Below are 17,261 nucleotides of genomic sequence, written 5' to 3' on the forward strand. Positions count from 1 at the left end.
TCCCAACTAGAAGGAGACAACAATGTCGCGCTACATGCTGATCATGCGGTCCAGCGCCGAGGCCGAGGCGGCCATGGCGGAGGCGGAGATCGACTTCGACCAGGTCATCGAAGACATGGGCCGCTTCAACGAGGAGCTCATCAAGGCCGGTGTGCTGCTCGCCGGTGAGGGCCTCACGGGACCCGAGGAGGGCTTCGTCGTCGACTTCAACTCCGACCCGCCTGTGGTCACTGACGGCCCGTACACCGAGGCCAAGGAGCTGTTCAACGGGTTCTGGATCATCGACGTGTCGTCCAAAGAGGAAGCCAAGCAATGGGCTCAGAAGATCCCGCTTGGCAAGGGCGTCAAGGTCGAGGTGCGCCGGGTGTCGGAGACCGAGGAGTTCCCGCAGGACAACCCCTGGGTCCAAAAGGAGATCCAGTGGAAGGCCGAGCTGGCCGAGAAGATCGCGGCGCAGGCGCGCGCGGACGCCGACAAGTTCGCGAGTCGCTGAGCCGACCCGGCTTGCTATGAAGCAGCGCTGCCTGAAAGTCAGGCAGCGCTGCTTTCGCAGCGCCTATGCCACTTTCGTCAAGCTGAAGCCGCTTTGGTAAGTGGCTCCGGCAGGATCGCCGCACGCCGGGACGGACTGCGTGTTGACCGCGGTGCCGTTCAACGTCGCCGCCTCGAACGAAAACACAACTGTGCCAGGCGCGGTGACGTTGTCATCGGGTGGATTGCACCGAACCGCATGGAGGTACTGCACGGTCATGTCCCACCGCCCGTTGTTCAACAGGGCCCGCCCGCCATAGGGAAGGACCCTCGGGTCGGTGACCGGCGTGACGGCTACGTCGGCGCATCCGGGACCGCAGGGCGTGATCACCCATGTGTTGACTCGGCCGGTGTCGGACTCGTAGGTATAGGTACCGCTCAGCTCGCCCGGTGAAGGCTGGAGAGGCCCGTCGGCCGATGCGGTACCTGCCGATCCGATCGCCACGCCGGCCGCCAGGATGATCGCCGCGGGCAGCTCGCGAGTGATGGTCATGCCGTTCCTCTCGTTACACGTGTCCGGGCATTCCGCCCATACCGGCGCCCATGCCGCTGATTCCGCCCATCCCGGCCGGGCCGCCGATCCCGCCGATTCCGCCCATACCGCCGATCCCGCCCATCCCGGCCGGGCCGCCGATCCCGCCGATTCCGCCCATACCCGCGGGCGCCATCGGTGGCGGTGCGATCGGCGCCATGGGCGGCGGCGCAATCGGCGCCATCGGCGGCGGTGCGATCGGCGCCATCGGCGGCGGCGCGACCGGCGGGGGTGGCGGAGGTGCCGGAGGCGGTGGAGGTGGTGGCGGCGTCGGCAGCCCGTAGGGACCGCCCGCGCACACCGGGTTGGCAGGCTGGCTGATGCATGCGGGATCGGCAGGGCCGGTGGGCGACCCTGTCGCGGGTGGTGGAGGCGGCGGAGGAGGAGGCGCGTACGGACCGCCCTGGCAGACGGGGTTGGTTGGCTGGCTGATGCATCGGGGGTCATCCGGTCCGGTCGGTGGTCCGGACGGCTGGAGTGGCACGGGCGCAATGGACGAACCACCGAAGGCGGGCATCGCGAACGCCGGGCCGGCCGCGCCCGTCGCGGCTACGACGATGAGCGCACCGGCCAGAGCACCCTTAGCCACGATGCTGCCGACACGGGAGGCATTGGTCCAGCTCATCTTTCGCTCCTTCGCGCTTCGGAAAGGCGATGCGAGGCCCAATGTTATTGACGCCGAAGCAAATTCGCCCACATCTACCTGTGCCGACGGGTGGAACATTCGCACGCTAGCCCATCGAATGCGCGCCGACAGCAAATCAGCGAAACCAACCGTTCACGTTGCTGAGCGTCACCGCGAGCGAGCGCGAATCCGGATGGGTCCGCGCCACTGTGCGTCCGGGTCGATCACCTCGCCGCGCTGCATGATCTCCACGTCTCCGGCTCTCGCGAGGTCTCGCGCGATGTCGCGGGCGTCCGCCATCAAATCGCGCCAGTCGTCACCCCCGACGGCGCGCGCCGCGTCCGACGGACAGATGGTCTTGGCCGGCGCCCGCTCGCGGGCCAGCGTCAGAATCGCCTCGCGCAACCGCTTCTCACTCACTGACCGGAAGAAGCCCGTTCACCCGGCCCTTGAAACCATTTCTGCAACACGTTCTAATCTGAAGGCATGAGCACTGATGCAGTCTCCTCCTCGCGCGAGCGCTCGTCAGCGCTGCTGCGTCATCCCATCCATTCCGGGCACCTCACGGTCGGCGCGCTGAAGCGCAACAAGGACAAGCCGGTGCTGTTCCTCGGCGACACCACACTGACCGGCGGTCAGCTGGCAGAACGCATCAGCCAGTACATTCAGGCCTTCGAGGCGTTGGGCGCGGGCACCGGCGTGGTGAGCGGGCTGCTGGCACTGAACCGGCCCGAGGTGCTGATGATCCTGGGGGCCGGCCAGACGCAGGGTTACCGACGCCTGTCACTACACCCTCTCGGCTCACTGGACGACCACGCATACGTCCTCAACGACGCCGGCGTCACGTCGCTGACCATCGACCCGAACCCGATGTTCGTCGAGCGGGCCAAGGGGTTGCTCGAGAAGGTTCCCGGTCTCAAGCAGGTGCTGACGATAGGCCCGGTCCCCGAGGAACTCGCCGAGGTCGGCGTGGACCTCACCGCCGAAGCCGCCAAGTACTCGCCGAAGCCGTTGGTCGCCGCTGATCTGCCGCCGGACCACATCGGTGGCATGGCTTACACCGGCGGCACCACCGGTAAGCCCAAGGGCGTGATCGGCACCGCGCAGTCGATCACCACCATGACGACGATTCAGCTCGCCGAGTGGGAGTGGCCCGAGCGTCCGAAGTTCCTGATGTGCACGCCGCTGTCGCACGCAGGCGCGGCCTTCTTCGTGCCGACCATCATCAAGGGCGGCGAGCTGGTGGTGCTGACGAAGTTCGATCCGGCTGAGGTGCTGAAAACCATTGAGGAGCAGAAGATCACGGCCACCATGCTGGTTCCGTCGATGATCTATGCGCTGATGGATCACCCGGACTCGCACACCCGCGACCTGTCGTCACTGGAGACGGTGTACTACGGCGCCTCGGCGATGAACCCGGTGCGCCTGAAGGAGGCGATCGACCGGTTCGGCCCGATCTTCGCGCAGTACTACGGCCAGTCCGAGGCGCCGATGGTCATCACCTACCTGCCCAAGGGGGATCACGACGAGAAGCGGCTGACGTCCTGCGGGCGGCCGACGGTGTTCGCGCGAACCGCGCTGCTCGATGCCGACGGAAACCAGGTGCCCCAGGGTGAGGTCGGCGAGATCTGCGTGTCCGGCCCGCTGGTGTCCGGCGGCTACTGGAACAAGCCGGAGGCGACGGCCGAGACGTTCAGGGACGGCTGGATGCACACCGGCGACCTGGCCCGCGAGGACGAGGACGGCTTCTGGTACATCGTCGACCGGACCAAGGACATGATCGTCACCGGCGGCTTCAACGTGTTCCCTCGCGAGGTGGAAGACGTTGTCGCAGAGCATCCTTCGGTTGCGCAGGTATGCGTGATCGGCACACCCGACGAGAAGTGGGGTGAGGCGGTGACCGCGGTGGTCGTGCTGCGGCCCGACGCCCCGTCCGACGAGGCGGCGATCGCGAAGATGACGGCCGAGATCCAGTCGGCGGTCAAGGAGCGCAAGGGCTCGGTGCAGTCGCCCAAGCAGGTGATCATCGTCGATTCGGTGCCGGTCACCGCGCTGGGCAAGCCGGACAAGAAGGCGGTGCGCGCACAGTTCTGGGAGGGCGCCGACCGCGCGATCGGCTGAGTTTGCTTCGCGGGCGATGAACGACGCGGCCTGGGTGCGGGGCGACTACCTCGGCATCGACATGCCCGCGCACATCGACGCGCTGCGTGATGGCGGTGCGCCTTTCCTCACCGAGGCGTTGCGGGCGACCGGCGTGCTCGGCGCCGACGGCATCGTCGCCGCCGTCACCGAACTGCGTGAGTTCCGCGGTGGCAGCACCGGTCGCAAGGCACTGCTGTCCGTCGACTACGACGGTGCAGACCTGCCGACCGATCTCTTCGTGAAGTTCTCCCGCGACTTCGACGACGTCGGCCGTGACGGCGGGCGCACACAGATGGAGTTCGAGGTTCGCTTCGCGCTGCTGTCCCGGACTCCCGAATTTCCGATCGCGGTACCGAATTGTGTGTTCGCCGACTACCACGGCCCGTCGGGAACCGGACTGCTGATCACCGACCGGATCCCCTACGGAGTCAACGGCATCGAACCACACTACGACAAATGCATGGACTATGCGATGCCCGAATCGGTCGAGCACTATCGGGCCCTGCTCGGTGCGCTGGGCCGGCTCGCGGGCACCCATAAGGCAGGCCGCCTGCCGGCGGACCTCGTCGAGCATTTCCCTGTCGACATGGAACGGCTGTCGGTCGGCGACCGCGAGCCGTACACGGCCGACCAGCTGCAGCGGCGCGTCGACCGACTCGCTGAGTTGGCGGTCGCCCAGCCCGGACTTCTGCCCGCCAACGTCCGCTCCCCCGAATTCCTCTCCCGGCTGCGGCATGAAGTGACCCGGTTTCCCAAGCAGGAGAAGGCGATCTGGCGTTGGCTGGCCGCGCACTCCGACCATGTGGCACTGTGCCATTGGAACGCCAATGTGGACAACGCGTGGTTCTGGCGCCGCGACGGCCGCCTGGAATGTGGGCTGATGGACTGGGGTTGCGTCGGTCAGATGAACGTGGCGATGGCGATCTGGGGTGCGATGTGCAGCGCCGAGACCTCCATGTGGAACGAGGATCTCGACGAATTGCTCGGCGTGTTCCTAGCGGAGTTCAGCGCTGCGGGTGGCCCCACCCTGTCGTCGACACTGGTGAAGCAGCAACTGATGCTGTACGTCGCGATCATGGGATCGGCCTGGCTGCTCGACGTTCCGTCCTATCTGCTTCGACTGCTGCCGGAGCCGGTGGCCGACCGGTTCGACGCACGGATTGCCGACAACGAGCAGGCCCGCAGCCGACTACTGATGATGACGAACTTCCTGAATTACTGGGAGACAAATGATTTCGTCGGCGTGCTCGATGCCCTAGATCACTAGGTCGGCTTTATGACGGACTCGTTCGATCCGATCGGCGTTCGGCTCGTCGATGTCGCGCACCCACGCCTGCGCCTGCTCGGGTGACTTGCCGAACTCGACATGGCGTGCGACGAGCCGTCGTCGAAGCTCGTCGGGCGCGCAGTCGACGAACCACACCTCGTCCAGCGTGTGCCGCACCCGCGGCCACGGCTCGTCGTCGTCCAGCAGATAGTTGCCCTCGGTCACGATGAGCCTTGCCGTCGGCTCGACTCGGATGCTGCCCGCGACCGGTTGCTCGAGGTCGCGGTCGAAGGCCGGGGCGTAGACAACCTCGGCGCCTCGGCGGATGCGTTGCAGCAGCGCGAGATACCCGTACGCGTCAAAGGTGTCGACCGCGCCCTTGCGATCGAGCCGGCCCAGCCGCTGCAGCTCCGCGTCCGCGAGGTGAAAGCCGTCCATGGGCACGTGCACGGCGTCATCAATTGACGATGCGATCTGACGCGCCAACGCCGACTTGCCCGAGCCGGGCGACCCGGTGATGCCGACGATGACGCGGTTCTCCCGGGCGAGCAGAGCCGCGAGACGGCTATTCCAGGAACTCATCGATCTCGGCGGCCAGCCGATCGATGCGCTCTTGTTCACTGGGGATGCCGCGACTGTCGTCGGCGGCGCGTCGCCAGCCCATCCGCCACATCCGCGCGACGGTCCGGTCCCCGATACCCGCGTACGGGTTCGCGATCCTCTGCGGGTAGGCCTTACGGCCTTCCCGGTAGGCGGTCACGAGTCGGTGCGTCATCACCATCAACTCTCCTGCGCGAACACAGGCAATGGCCGCCATTTCCACGGCGTGTCGGAGCACTTTTCGCGCCCTCGGCAGAATGGTGGGGTGCCAGACATCCAGCAGACCATCGACGCGGTGTGGCGGATGGAGGCCGCCAAGATCGTCGCGACATTGACGCGGGTGGTCGGCGACGTCGGCTTCGCGGAGGATTTGGCGCAGGAGGCGCTCCTCGACGCGCTGACCCAATGGCCCTCCTCAGGTGTGCCGCGCAATGCCGGCGCCTGGTTGACCGCGGTGGCCAAACGCAAGGCGATCGACCAGTGGCGGCGTCAGGAAAATCTCGACGCCAAGTACGCCGTGCTGGCACACGAGCTGGAGACGCAGGACCAGGACTCCCCCGAGGCGTGGGATCCCGACCACATCGACGACGACGTGTTGCGTCTGGTGTTCATCTCGGCGCACCCCGTGCTCTCCCGCGAGGGTCAGATCGCGCTGACGCTGCGTGTCGTCGGCGGTCTGACGACCGAGGAGATCGCCCGCGCCTTCCTCACGTCCAAGGCGACGATCGCGGCGCGCATCACCCGGGCGAAGAAGACCCTCTCCGAAGCGAAGGTGCCGTTCGAGGTGCCGGACCGCTCGGAGTATCCGCAACGGCTGTCGGCGGTGCTGTCGGTGATCTACCTCATCTACAACGAGGGCTATTCGGCGTCCTTCGGACAGCGCTGGATCCGCGACGAACTATGCAGTGAGGCTTTGCGATTGGGCCGTGTGCTCGCCGCGCTGGCACCCGACGAGCCGGAGGTGCACGGCCTGGTTTCGCTGATGGAGTTCCAATCGTCGCGATTCGCGGCCCGGACCGACAGCGACGGCAGGCCGATCCTGTTGGAGGCTCAGAACCGGGCGCGATGGGATCGCGCGCAGATCCAGCGCGGCGTGGCGGCGCTTCAGCGATCAGCAGACGCGTTGCGGCGCAAGGGTGTCGGCTGGGGTTCGTATGGCCTGCAGGCGGCGATCGCCGAATGCCACGCCACCGCGCCCACGGCCGGCGACACCGACTGGAAGCACATCGTCATGCTGTACGACGGTCTGGTTCAGGTGTCACCGTCGCCAGTCGTCCATCTCAACCGAGCCGTCGCGGTGGCGATGGCCGGCGAACCCGCCGAGGCGTTGGCGATCGTCGACGGCCTGACCGGTCTCGACGGCTCGTATTTGGTGCCCAGCGTGCGCGGCGAATTCCTCATCCGACTGGGCCGCAACGCCGAGGCCGCCGACGAGTTCGATCGCGCCGCCGAACTGACCGACAACGAGCGGGAGCGGGAAGTACTGGCCGACAAGGCCGTCCGCGCGCGTGGCTAAGCCCCTGGCACACCCGTCCGCGCCGCCACCGACTTCGAGGAACCGGTATCGAATACCTCGACGATCACGTCGGCATCGCGGTATCCACCCAGGTGATGCAGATCCGACGTCGCGGCGATGACGTCCGTCGCGTAATCCCCCGTCATCGGGTATTCGGCCACCGGGTGACGCCAGTGCGCGGCGACGACCGTCGTGCCGGGCCGCAATCGCGGTATCTCGCGGTCCAGGGTGTCGCGTAGCACTTCGGGATGCAGGTAGTAGCAGAGCTCGGACAGCACCACCAGATCGAATCCGTCCTGCGGCCACGGGTCATCCACCGACCTGCGAAGCAGCGTCACGTTCTGGCGCCGGCCCGCGTCGATCAGCCGTCGGTGCGCGGCGTCCAGCGCCGCACTCGCGATATCGGTGCTCGTGACGTGATCACACCGTGTGGTGAGTTGTTCGGTCAGCACACCGATCGAGCAGCCCGGTTCGAAGGCATGGCGGTAGCGCCGATAGGGCAACAGCGCCAACGTGATCGCGTACTTGCGCTGCTCATACCACCGCCCTCCGAGCTGCCACGGATCTTCGGACTCGGAGTAGATCCGGTCGAAATAACCGGTCGATAGCCGAGTGGGCATCAGAACACCACCTCCCTGACGGCGAGCAGCCGCCGTAGTACGAACGACGGCAGCAGCGGCGCATCGGCACCGTCCGGCTCGACCTGTGTGCGGTAGCACCGCACGGCCGCCGTTTTGCGGTCGAAAGCGTGTGGAGTGACCGGCATGGCGCGGACCCGATTCCATGGCAAGGCGACGTCACCGGGTGTGGCCCAGTGCCACATCCAGATCGGATACTCCAGCAACACCGCGTCGCAGCCATGCGCAGCGGTTGCCGCCGCGCGGCCGACGGCCTGGTGGTCGGGATGTCCGTCGCCACGCCACGTCGCCGCGATCCACGTCCGGTTCGTCCTCGCCGCCAGGATCTCGGTCAGGAGGTCCGCAAGCCGTTCCTCGTGATCGCTCAGCTCACCGTCGGGCATGCCGAGACAGATCGGCGCGGGAACCCCCAGCACCGAAATGGCTTCGTGCAGTTCGGCGCGACGCGCGCGTTCCAGGTGCAGACGCTCCAACAGCCCTATGCCCTGACGCGAGGCTCCACCGTCGCTGGCGGCGACGACCTGTACCCGTACTCCCCGTTCGGCGAGCGCGACCATCGACGCACCGAATCCGAGCGTCTCGTCGTCGGGATGCGCTGCCACGACAATGATTTCGTCGCAGCCGCCGACATCCAGTTGGGGTACATCCGCGAGCGCATCGAGCCACTCCTCCGTCGGCGTACCAACGTCGGTCAGGGGCCTCGCCGCGAAAAGCGCGCAGTTGTCCACATTCGCGACAGTCATCGTGCGGCTCCCGCCAGCACGCCCAGCCGCTCGAGATCGCGCTCGGCGTGGCTCTGCCTCACGTAGACCGTCAGGTCGGCGACGCGTTTCGCGTGCTGCGCGTCCTGGCACAGCGGCGCCGGGCCCAGGGCGCGACCCGTTCGTACGATCGATTCCTCGACCGCGGTTTCGATCACCGCGCGCGTGCGTCGCGCGGTCATCTCGGCCGCACCTTTCCGGTTCAACGGATCGTTGTCGACCGCGACCGCCGCGCTGTCCAGCATGGCTTCGCCAGCGGCCAGTGCGGCCTCTACCGCGCCCAGGTGCGCCAGCGTGTGCGGGTCGACGGAATCCTGCGCAGCACGGGCATACAGGGGCTGGGCAACGGCGCGCGCCCCGCCCAGCCAGCATGCCGCGACGCCGATCGCGCCGTGCCAGAACCCAGGACGGGACAGATACTCACCGGGCCGGCCGACAGGCTTAGCGGGTGCATCACTGAATTGCACTGAGCGGGTATCGGATTCGGCCATCCCAGGATTGCGCCACCCGCTCGGCAAAGGCCGCACCCCTGAGTGCCGCAGATCGACGGCGAACAATCCGCGCTCGCCGGAGTCGAGTCGCGCGGTGACGAGAGCATGTGTGCACAGTCCGGCTCCCGAGCACCACACTTTCGTGCCGTTCAGTGACGTCGCTTCGCCGTCGCCGTGCGCGCTCAGCACCGCATCGCGTGACTCTGCCGCCCAAACGCCCCACAGCTGACCGGATTTCGACTCGGATCCACCGAGTTCGGCGAGGATCGCGACCGCATCGGTATGGGCTTCGGCGAGCCGGGCGGCGACCACGTCGACCTCGGCCAGCTCGGCGAGGCGGTGCCAACGTCGCGCCGTTTCGCCGCCGCCGGGCAGCGGTAGGTCCAACGCTCCGGAGTCCAACCACCGGCTGAGCAGTCCACTTGTCATGTCTCGGCACGCACCTTGCGCCGTGGCCGACCCAGCCCGCGAAGGTGGGCGGCGAATCCGCCGGGTGCGCGTCCCTGCTCGCGGGCCGAAGTCGCCACCGTGAGCTTCGCGTCCCGGTGGATGCTCAGGTGCGCAACCTCGAATCGCTCGACGAGGTCGACGTCCTCACCGGTGCTCAGGGCACGGAAGCCGCCGACGCCCCAGTACGCGTCGGCCCGGAAGCCCATGTTGGCGCCGTGGACGTGATCGTGGCCCGGACCTTTCGGGTTGTAGGCGGCTCGGTAGCGACGGGCCACCTCGACGGGGAGCCGCCACACCGGTATGTGCACCGTGCCCAGCACCATGTCGGCGCCGGCTTGGGTCATCTGCGACAGCCACCGACTGCCGACGATGGTGTCGGCGTCCGTAGTGGCAAACCAGGTGCGGGCGGGCTCGACGTCGGCGCACGCCGAGCGCGCGTACTCGAACCCGGCGGCGCGCGCGGCGCCGACATTGGCCACGTCGGTCGAGATGAAGTGCACGTTGGGGCCGTACCGCCCGATGAGGCGATCGCTCCCGTCGTCACAAGAATCGAGCACCACGACGATCAACACCGGCATCTGCGCGCTCATCGACGTCGCGAGCAGCGCGGACAGGCTGCGCGGCAAACGGTCGATCTCGTTGTGCGCGGGCACCACCACGACGGCCTGCTCGAACTTCATCACGGGTGGTTAATTAGCCAATTTCGCCAATTCTCACACCTGGCAGCATGGTGCGGGTGGATCGCATCGAAGCTGCTCTGTTCGATTTCTCCGGCACGCTGTTCCGGCTGGAGGAGGACGACAGCTGGTTCCACGGCATCGAAGTCGACGAACGCCAGATCGACGGCCACGTACAGGCCGAGCTGATGCGCAGGATGACCGCACCCACGGGCCAGCACGTGGACATGCCTCCTGACGCCCATCACGCATGGATCAACCGTGACCTCGCCCCGCACCTGCACCGCGAGGCCTACCTGCATGTCCTTCGCGAGTCGGGGGTGGCCGACCACCAGGCCGAAGCGCTTTACGGCCTGTTGATCGACCCGCTGAACTGGACGTCCTACCCCGACACCGCCGGCGTGCTGGAGGGTCTGCACAGCCAGGGCATCAAGACCGCTGTCGTGTCGAACATCGCCTTCGACGTGCGGCCGGCGTTCGAGTCGATCGGAGCCGCCGAGTTCGTCCACGAATTCGTGTTGTCGTTCGAAGTCGGCGCGGTCAAGCCCGACGCGGCGATTTTCCAGACCGCGCTGGACCGGCTCGACGTGCAGGCCGCGCGGGCGGTCATGGTCGGCGACAGCGACGAGGCCGACGGCGGTGCGCGCGCCCTGGGCTGTGGATTCGTGCTCGTTGATCCGTTGCCGACGGCAGAGCGCCACGACGGGTTGCGCGCCGCCTTGACCGATTACGGTGTGCAGCTATGACCGGTCCCGACCCGATCCGAGCGCCGTGGTGGCTGAAGTACGCGAACAAAGTGGTCGTGAGGCTGGTGCGGATCGGCGTGCCGATCTCACGACGGGAGTCACCAATGGTGCTGACGGTGCCGGGCCGAAAGACGGGCAGGCCACGCTCGACTCCGGTCACACCAATGCACATAGACGGCAAACGATTTGTCGTCAACGGTTATCCGGGTGCCGACTGGGTCCGCAACGTGCGCGCCGCCGCACAGGTGACGCTGACCCAGGGCAGACGGTCGGAGACAGTGCGGATGGTCGAACTGAGCGCCGAGGATGCTCGACCGATCCTCCGGGAGTTCCCCGTTCGGGTGGCGGACGGCGTCGAGATCATGAAGCGAGCAGGCGTACTGAAGACGGGGACCGTGGACGAGTTGGTGGGTCTGGCGGGACGACTGCCCGTGTTTCGCATCGATCCGGTCGCGTAGCGTTTCAGCCATGTCCGACAGCGCGCGTATCCGGCCGCCGTGGTGGCTGAAGTACGTCAACAAAGTCATGATCGGTATTCAGAAGATCGGCCTGCCGATGGGCGAGAAGGGACCGGTGATCCTCGTGGTCCCCGGCCGGAAATCGGGGAAGCCACGCTCGACGCCGATCACTCCGATGACCGTCGAGGGGAAGCGCTATGTGCTCGGCGGCCTGCCGGGCAGCGATTGGGCGGCCAACCTGCGGGCAGCCGGTGAGGCGGAACTGAAGCAGGGCAGGACCTCACAGCGCGTCCGCGTCATCGAGTTGCCGCCCGAGGAGGCCAAGCCACTGCTTCGGCTGTTTCCCGTCGAGGTGCCCACCGGTGTCAGCTTCATGAAAAACGCGGGCCTCATCACCGGTCCGAACCCCGACGAGTACGAGGCCCTCGCCGGTCGCTGCCCGGTGTTCCGATTCGATCCGGTAAACGCATGAAGGACAACCCTTTTGACCCGTCACTGTGGCAGGCGGTCGACGGGTTCGACCTGACCGACATCACCTACCACCGTCATGTGGTCGACGGGAAACCACAGCCGACGGTGCGGGTGGCCTTCGATCGTCCCGATGTGCGCAACGCGTTCCGGCCGCACAGCGTCGACGAGCTGTATCGAGTGCTCGACCATGCCAGGATGTGGCCCGAGATCGGCGTCGTCCTGCTCACCGGTAACGGGCCCAGCCCAAAGGACGGCGGCTGGGCGTTCTGCTCGGGAGGGGACCAGCGCATCCGTGGGCGCAGCGGCTACCAGTACGCATCCGGTGAGACCGCGGAGTCCGTCGATCCTGCGCGTGCCGGGCGGCTGCACATCCTCGAGGTGCAACGGCTGATCCGGTTCATGCCGAAGGTCGTGATCTGCCTGGTCAACGGCTGGGCGGCCGGCGGCGGCCACAGCCTGCACGTGACATGCGACCTGACGCTGGCCAGCCGCGAGCACGCGCGGTTCAAGCAGACCGACGCCGACGTCGGCAGCTTCGACGGCGGCTACGGCAGCGCGTATCTGGCCAAGCAGGTCGGCCAGAAGTTCGCCCGCGAGATCTTCTTCCTCGGCAGGCCCTACACCGCCGAGCAGATGCACGCGATGGGCGCGGTCAACGAGGTCGTCGAGCATGCCGCGCTGGAAACTGTCGGGCTCGAGTGGGCGGCCGCCATCAACGGCAAGTCACCGCAGGCGGTCCGGATGCTCAAGTACGCGTTCAACCTGACCGACGACGGGCTGATGGGTCAGCAGCTGTTCGCCGGTGAGGCAACGCGATTGGCGTACATGACCGATGAGGCCGTCGAGGGCCGCGACGCGTTCCTGGAGAAGCGCGATCCGGACTGGAGCCAGTTCCCCCGCTACTTCTGATTGCGATTTCGGTGCGCTGACGATCGCTGAGCGAACGTCAGCGCACCGAAATCGCCATGACGGTTAGGCCGAATGTGAGTAAGAACCCGCTGCGCTGGCTCTCCGAACAGGTGCTGCTGGCCGGCATGCGACCACCGCTGGCCCCGCAGTTGATGCTGCGCCGCCCCAACCGCGACGAGATCGAACTCAAGGGCAAGCGGATCCTGCTGACCGGGGCGTCGTCGGGTATCGGTGAGGCGGCGGCGGCGAAGTTCGCCCGACGCGGTGCGACGGTGGTGGTCGCCGCCCGTCGCCAGGAACTCCTCGACGAATTGGTCGACCGGATCACCGCCGAGGGCGGCACCGCGACGGCCCACGCCTGCGACCTGTCGGACCTGGACGCCGTCGACGAACTGGTCGCCACCCTCGAGCGCGACCTCGGCGGCATCGACATCCTGATCAACAACGCGGGGCGCTCGATCCGCAGGCCGCTGGCGGAGTCCCTGGACCGCTGGCATGACGTCGAGCGCACGATGTCACTGAACTACTACTCGCCGCTGCGGCTGATCCGTGGGCTGGCTCCTGGCATGCGCCAGCGTGGCGACGGCCACATCATCAACGTGTCGACCTGGGGTGTGCTCAACGAATCGTCACCCCTGTTCTCGGTGTACAACGCGTCGAAGGCGGCACTCACCTCCGTCAGCCGGATCATCGAAACCGAGTGGGGCGACGACGGGGTGCACTCGACGACGCTGTTCTACCCGCTCGTCCTCACACCGATGATCGCACCTACCCGCGCCTACGACGGACTGCCCGGTTTGAGCGCCGACGAGGCCGCCGACTGGATGATCACCGCGGCACGGGTCCGCCCGGTGCGCATCGCGCCACGGATGGCCGTCACCGCGCAGGCGGTGAACACGTTCGCCCCCGGCGCGTTGAACGCGGTGATGAAACGTCAACGCGTACAACCCAGTAGCTGATGACCGATATCGCCACGATCGCCGACATCGTCCGCGTCCAGGCGCGGCGTCGACCCGACGCCGCCGCGCTCATCGTGGGTGAACGGAGGATCTCGTTCGCCGAACTCGACGCACGGTCCAGCCAGGTCGCCCAGGCGTTCCGCGCCGCCGGTGTCGGATTCGGCGATCGGGTCGCCTTCGTCGAGAAGAACGGCGCGGAGTTCTTCGAGGTGATATGCGGACTCACCAAGCTGGGTGCCGTTGGCGTACCGGTGAATTGGCGGCTGGCGGCACCGGAGATGCTGCACATCATCGAGGACGCACAGGCCTGCCTCGTCGTCGTGGGATCCGAATTCTTCGGCCATCTCGAGGCGGTCGAGGATCAGCTGACGACGGTGGGCGACATCGTGGCGATCGGAGCGCACGACCGGTGGCAGTCGTTCGAGAACTGGCTGGCCGGTCATTCCAATGAAGACCCCGGTGTCACAACGGGTCCAGACGATATCGCGTTCCTGATGTACACGTCGGGCACCACCGGGCGGCCAAAGGGCGTCATGCTGACCAACGGCAACTACCTCTGCAAGTCCAGCGGTATCGCCCAGCAATGGCGGTTCACCGACGACAGCGTCAGCCTCGCGGTGATGCCGATGTTCCACATGGCCGGCTCGGGTTGGGTGCTTGTCGGAATGTACGAAGGCGCCACCACCGTGGTGCTGCGCGACGTCGATCCGGCCGCGATCCTGGATTCCGTTGTCCGGCATCGGATCACCAACTTGCTGCTGGTGCCCGCGGTGATCCAGATGATGCTCGGCGCGCCGGGTGTCGAGAGCGCCGACTTCTCGAGCGTGCGGGCCATCGTCTACGGCGCTTCGCCCATCACCGACGACGTGCTGATGAAGGGGCTCGACCGCTTCGGATGCGAGTTCATCCAGGTGTACGGGTTGACCGAAACGACCGGCTCGGTAACGCAACTCGACGTTCACGATCCGTCGCGACGTCCGGAGTTGCTGCGGTCCTGCGGTAAGCCCTACCCGTGGGTGGAGCTGCGCATCGTCGGCGACGACGGTTGCGAGGTACCCACCGGCACGGTCGGTGAGGTGTGGACGCGGTCGGCGCAGAACATGCGTGGCTACTGGAACAACCCCGACGCCACGGCAACGACGGTCACCGACGACGGGTGGCTGAAGACCGGCGACGCCGGCTACGTCGACCGCGATGGGTTCGTCTATCTGCACGACCGCAAAAAGGACATGATCGTCTCCGGTGGCGAGAACGTGTACCCCATCGAGGTCGAGAACGTTCTGATGACCCATCCCGCCGTCGGGGATGTGGCCATCATCGGGATCCCCGACGAGAAGTGGGGCGAGGCGGTCAAGGCCGTCGTCGTGCCCGCAGCAGGGGCCGCACCGACCGAGGCCGAGCTCATCGCCTACGCGCGCGAACGGCTCGCCGGTTTCAAATTGCCCAAGTCCGTCGACTTCGCCGAGGTGCTGCCCCGCAACCCGAGCGGCAAGCTGCTCAAGCGAGCGCTTCGCGAACCGTACTGGGCGGGCGTCGACCGTCGAATCGGCTGAGCGCGCGTGATAGACACGTCCGTATGGAGATCCTGGCCAGCCGCATGATCATCCGGCCTGCGGACTATGAACGCTCACTGACGTTCTACCGCGACGAGATCGGATTGGCGATCGCCCGTGACTACGGTGCGGGCACGGTGTTCTACGCCGGCCAGTCACTGATCGAGATCGCCGGCCACGGCACCCCGACCGCGGGCGGGACGATGTGGCTTCAGGTCCGGGACATCTACGCCACCGAGCAGGAATTGACCGGGCGTGGCGTACCGATCGACCGCGAGGCACGCCAGGAGCCGTGGGGCCTGCACGAGATGCACGTCACCGATCCCGACGGGACACTACTGATCTTCGTGCAGGTGCCCGAGAACCATCCGCTGCGCCGCGACAACCGCACCTAGCGTCAGTGGGCGGTCGCCAATGGCCAATCCACGGAGGCCAGGGCGCGATTAGCATCGGAATTCGTAGATTGCACCCGATAGTACGGAGGAGCTGTGACCTTTCTGCCAAGGATCGTCGCGTGGACCACCGCCGGTTATCCGGAGGGCGTGCCTGGCCCAGACCGGGTGCCGCTCTTCGCGCTCCTCAGCGAGGAGCAGGTATAGCCGTCCTCCGCGCCGTCGCCGTTCCCTCTGGTGCTACGGCGCTCTCGATGCTGCCGATGGTGGAAAAGGCCCTCGCCGGACGCGCGGCGCTGTTGCCGGTGCCGAAGGAAGACGAGCGCGAAACCTCCTTGATTACAACGTCATTGCGGGCAGACTCGGAGGTCGACGACGATGTGGCCGTCGTGGTGTCGACGTCTGGCACAACAGGAGCACCCAAGGGCGCGTTGCTGACCGCGTCGGCGTTGACGGCCAGCGCCGAGGCCACCCATGCCCGCCTCGGCGGCGCAGGGCGGTGGCTGCTGGCGCTACCGGCCCATCATGTGGCCGGGCTGCAGGTGTTGGTGCGCAGTGTCATTGCGGGGACCGCGCCGGTCGCAATACCGGCGGGTTTCTCTGCGGTAGAACTGGTTTGGGCCATCGACTCCCTCGGTTCGGGCCGGCGCTATGTGTCGTTGGTGGCTGCGCAGCTCGATAAGGCACTGCACGACGCCAGCGCTACCGCGGCGTTGTCATCGATGGATGCCGTGCTGATCGGCGGCGGGCCGATGCCTGCCGGGGTCGCACACCGAGCCGCGGCCGCGGGCATTCCCGTGGTCCGCACGTACGGCATGAGCGAGACCGCCGGCGGCTGCGTGTACGACGGGTTGCCGCTCGACGGTGTGCGGTTGCGTATCGATGATGGACGCGTGGTGTTCGGTGGCGCGACGCTGGCCAAGGGCTACCGCAATCCCGTCGACCCCGACCCGTTCGTCGAGCCGGGCTGGTTTCGCACCGATGATGTTGGCGCGATTGATGACTCGGGGATGCTCACGGTTCTGGGCCGAGCCGACGACGCGATCAGCACAGGTGGGTTGACCGTGCTGCCGCAACTGGTGGAGGCAGCGGTGGCGTCGCACGACGCGGTGGCCGAATGCGTGGTATTCGGCGTCGACGACGAACGGTTGGGGCAGCGGGTCGCGGCTGCGGTTGTCGTGGCACCGGGACGTACCGCCCCGACGCTGGCCGACATCCGCGCCCACGTCGCAACGACACTGGACGTAACAGCGGCACCGCGGGAAATCCACATCCTCGACGAGATCCCGCGCCGCGGCATCGGCAAGGTCGACCGGCGGGCACTGGCGGAACGGTTCGGCGGTTCGTAAGAGAGCTGTTCGCGAATCATGGTCCGCGTTCGGTGTTGCCGTCGTCCTGGTCTGGTGGGCGCAGGAGTAGTTCGGGGCGGTGGTAGCGGTTGATGCGGGTTTGGCCGGTGTCGAGTCCGGGTGGTGGGTGCCATTCGGCCTCGCCGTACTCGTTGATGGTGGTGGTCCAGCCGCCGTCTTTGTTGACGAGGCGG

At 66.9% G+C, this 17,261-nt stretch carries 21 protein-coding genes and 2 pseudogenes; 13 read left to right on the top strand and 10 right to left on the bottom strand.

Annotation, left to right across the window (positions count from 1 at the left end; genetic code table 11):
* Positions 1-22: 22 nt before the first annotated feature.
* Positions 23-493: a YciI family protein gene (locus BST47_RS23470; protein ID WP_083128060.1), complete on the top strand. Its 471-nt coding sequence runs from the start codon at positions 23-25 to the stop codon at positions 491-493.
* Between the two features lie 63 nt (positions 494-556).
* Here the strand turns inward: BST47_RS23470 and BST47_RS23475 are convergent, their stop codons facing one another.
* From BST47_RS23475 to BST47_RS23485, 3 genes are all read right to left on the bottom strand, one after another.
* Positions 557-1,024, bottom strand: coding sequence for a hypothetical protein (locus BST47_RS23475; protein ID WP_083128061.1), 468 nt, complete (start codon positions 1,022-1,024; stop codon positions 557-559).
* Between the two features lie 13 nt (positions 1,025-1,037).
* Complete coding sequence (locus tag BST47_RS31480; RefSeq protein ID WP_207568679.1) at positions 1,038-1,688, bottom strand: hypothetical protein; 651 nt, start codon at positions 1,686-1,688, stop codon at positions 1,038-1,040.
* 168 nt (positions 1,689-1,856) lie between these two features.
* Positions 1,857-2,108 (bottom strand): DUF3253 domain-containing protein, encoded by a 252-nt coding sequence (locus tag BST47_RS23485; RefSeq protein WP_083128063.1) that lies wholly within the window; start codon positions 2,106-2,108, stop codon positions 1,857-1,859.
* A 66-nt stretch (positions 2,109-2,174) separates the two neighbouring features.
* On the opposite strand from BST47_RS23485, the gene fadD8 reads away from it, so the two are divergent.
* Together fadD8 and BST47_RS23495 are read left to right on the top strand one after the other, a co-directional pair.
* Positions 2,175-3,809, top strand: coding sequence for a fatty-acid--CoA ligase FadD8 (gene fadD8, locus BST47_RS23490; RefSeq protein ID WP_083128064.1), 1,635 nt, complete (start codon positions 2,175-2,177; stop codon positions 3,807-3,809).
* A 16-nt stretch (positions 3,810-3,825) separates the two neighbouring features.
* Positions 3,826-5,097 carry a hypothetical protein gene (locus tag BST47_RS23495; protein ID WP_083128065.1) on the top strand — a complete coding sequence of 424 codons (1,272 nt, stop codon included), beginning with the start codon at positions 3,826-3,828 and terminating at the stop codon, positions 5,095-5,097.
* Here BST47_RS23495 and BST47_RS23500 read toward each other — a convergent pair.
* Positions 5,086-5,679, bottom strand: coding sequence for a nucleoside/nucleotide kinase family protein (locus BST47_RS23500; RefSeq protein ID WP_083128066.1), 594 nt, complete (start codon positions 5,677-5,679; stop codon positions 5,086-5,088). The genes BST47_RS23495 and BST47_RS23500 overlap by 12 nt on opposite strands.
* The gene (locus BST47_RS23505; protein ID WP_165799842.1) at positions 5,663-5,872 is read right to left on the bottom strand and encodes a hypothetical protein; all 210 of its coding nucleotides are present in this window, start codon (positions 5,870-5,872) and stop codon (positions 5,663-5,665) included. Before BST47_RS23505 ends, BST47_RS23500 begins: the two co-directional genes overlap by 17 nt.
* Before the next feature lie 129 nt (positions 5,873-6,001).
* On the opposite strand from BST47_RS23505, the gene BST47_RS23510 reads away from it, so the two are divergent.
* Complete coding sequence (locus BST47_RS23510; RefSeq protein ID WP_083128104.1) at positions 6,002-7,213, top strand: RNA polymerase sigma factor; 1,212 nt, start codon at positions 6,002-6,004, stop codon at positions 7,211-7,213.
* On the opposite strand, the gene BST47_RS23515 is transcribed toward BST47_RS23510, so the two are convergent.
* From BST47_RS23515 to BST47_RS23530, 4 genes are read right to left on the bottom strand one after another with little or no spacing between them, the layout of a single operon-like run.
* Positions 7,210-7,833 (bottom strand): SAM-dependent methyltransferase, encoded by a 624-nt coding sequence (locus tag BST47_RS23515; RefSeq protein WP_083128067.1) that lies wholly within the window; start codon positions 7,831-7,833, stop codon positions 7,210-7,212. The two genes, BST47_RS23510 and BST47_RS23515, sit on opposite strands and share 4 nt — an antisense overlap.
* Complete coding sequence (locus BST47_RS23520; RefSeq protein WP_083128068.1) at positions 7,833-8,594, bottom strand: PIG-L deacetylase family protein; 762 nt, start codon at positions 8,592-8,594, stop codon at positions 7,833-7,835. The genes BST47_RS23515 and BST47_RS23520 overlap by 1 nt, the downstream gene beginning before the upstream one ends.
* Entirely contained in the window at positions 8,591-9,532 is a 942-nt protein-coding gene (locus tag BST47_RS23525) for an acyl-CoA dehydrogenase family protein (protein WP_083128069.1), read from the bottom strand. The genes BST47_RS23520 and BST47_RS23525 overlap by 4 nt, the downstream gene beginning before the upstream one ends.
* Positions 9,529-10,233: a glycosyltransferase family 2 protein gene (locus tag BST47_RS23530; RefSeq protein WP_083128070.1), complete on the bottom strand. Its 705-nt coding sequence runs from the start codon at positions 10,231-10,233 to the stop codon at positions 9,529-9,531. Before BST47_RS23530 ends, BST47_RS23525 begins: the two co-directional genes overlap by 4 nt.
* 47 nt (positions 10,234-10,280) lie before the next feature.
* Between BST47_RS23530 and BST47_RS23535 the strand changes: the two genes are divergently transcribed.
* The 9 genes and pseudogenes from BST47_RS23535 to menE all read left to right on the top strand — a co-directional run bounded on the left by BST47_RS23535 (position 10,281) and on the right by menE (position 17,067).
* Positions 10,281-10,976 (top strand): HAD family hydrolase, encoded by a 696-nt coding sequence (locus BST47_RS23535; RefSeq protein ID WP_083128071.1) that lies wholly within the window; start codon positions 10,281-10,283, stop codon positions 10,974-10,976.
* Positions 10,973-11,434, top strand: a complete 462-nt coding sequence (locus BST47_RS23540) for a nitroreductase family deazaflavin-dependent oxidoreductase (RefSeq protein ID WP_083128072.1) — start codon at positions 10,973-10,975, stop codon at positions 11,432-11,434. Before BST47_RS23535 ends, BST47_RS23540 begins: the two co-directional genes overlap by 4 nt.
* 10 nt (positions 11,435-11,444) lie before the next feature.
* Positions 11,445-11,906, top strand: coding sequence for a nitroreductase/quinone reductase family protein (locus BST47_RS23545; protein ID WP_083128073.1), 462 nt, complete (start codon positions 11,445-11,447; stop codon positions 11,904-11,906).
* A complete protein-coding gene (locus BST47_RS23550; RefSeq protein WP_083128074.1) occupies positions 11,903-12,814 on the top strand; it encodes a 1,4-dihydroxy-2-naphthoyl-CoA synthase in 912 nt (303 codons plus the stop codon). The genes BST47_RS23545 and BST47_RS23550 overlap by 4 nt, the downstream gene beginning before the upstream one ends.
* Before the next feature lie 74 nt (positions 12,815-12,888).
* Positions 12,889-13,773: an SDR family oxidoreductase gene (locus BST47_RS23555; protein ID WP_083128075.1), complete on the top strand. Its 885-nt coding sequence runs from the start codon at positions 12,889-12,891 to the stop codon at positions 13,771-13,773.
* Complete coding sequence (locus BST47_RS23560) at positions 13,773-15,326, top strand: long-chain-fatty-acid--CoA ligase (RefSeq protein ID WP_083128076.1); 1,554 nt, start codon at positions 13,773-13,775, stop codon at positions 15,324-15,326. Before BST47_RS23555 ends, BST47_RS23560 begins: the two co-directional genes overlap by 1 nt.
* A gap of 23 nt (positions 15,327-15,349) precedes the next feature.
* Positions 15,350-15,721 carry a VOC family protein gene (locus tag BST47_RS23565; RefSeq protein WP_083128077.1) on the top strand — a complete coding sequence of 124 codons (372 nt, stop codon included), beginning with the start codon at positions 15,350-15,352 and terminating at the stop codon, positions 15,719-15,721.
* 93 nt (positions 15,722-15,814) lie between these two features.
* A pseudogene (locus BST47_RS23570) lies at positions 15,815-15,907 on the top strand (DUF3349 domain-containing protein); the annotation flags it as partial.
* Positions 15,908-15,972: 65 nt separating this feature from the next.
* Positions 15,973-17,067: an o-succinylbenzoate--CoA ligase gene (gene menE / locus BST47_RS23575; RefSeq protein WP_207568676.1), complete on the top strand. Its 1,095-nt coding sequence runs from the start codon at positions 15,973-15,975 to the stop codon at positions 17,065-17,067.
* A 16-nt stretch (positions 17,068-17,083) separates the two neighbouring features.
* Here the strand turns inward: menE and BST47_RS31765 are convergent.
* Positions 17,084-17,261 (bottom strand): annotated as a pseudogene (locus BST47_RS31765) (HNH endonuclease signature motif containing protein); the annotation flags it as partial.

It is taken from the genome of Mycolicibacterium tusciae (genome assembly GCF_002086795.1).
Classification (GTDB): Bacteria; Actinomycetota; Actinomycetes; order Mycobacteriales; family Mycobacteriaceae; genus Mycobacterium; species Mycobacterium tusciae.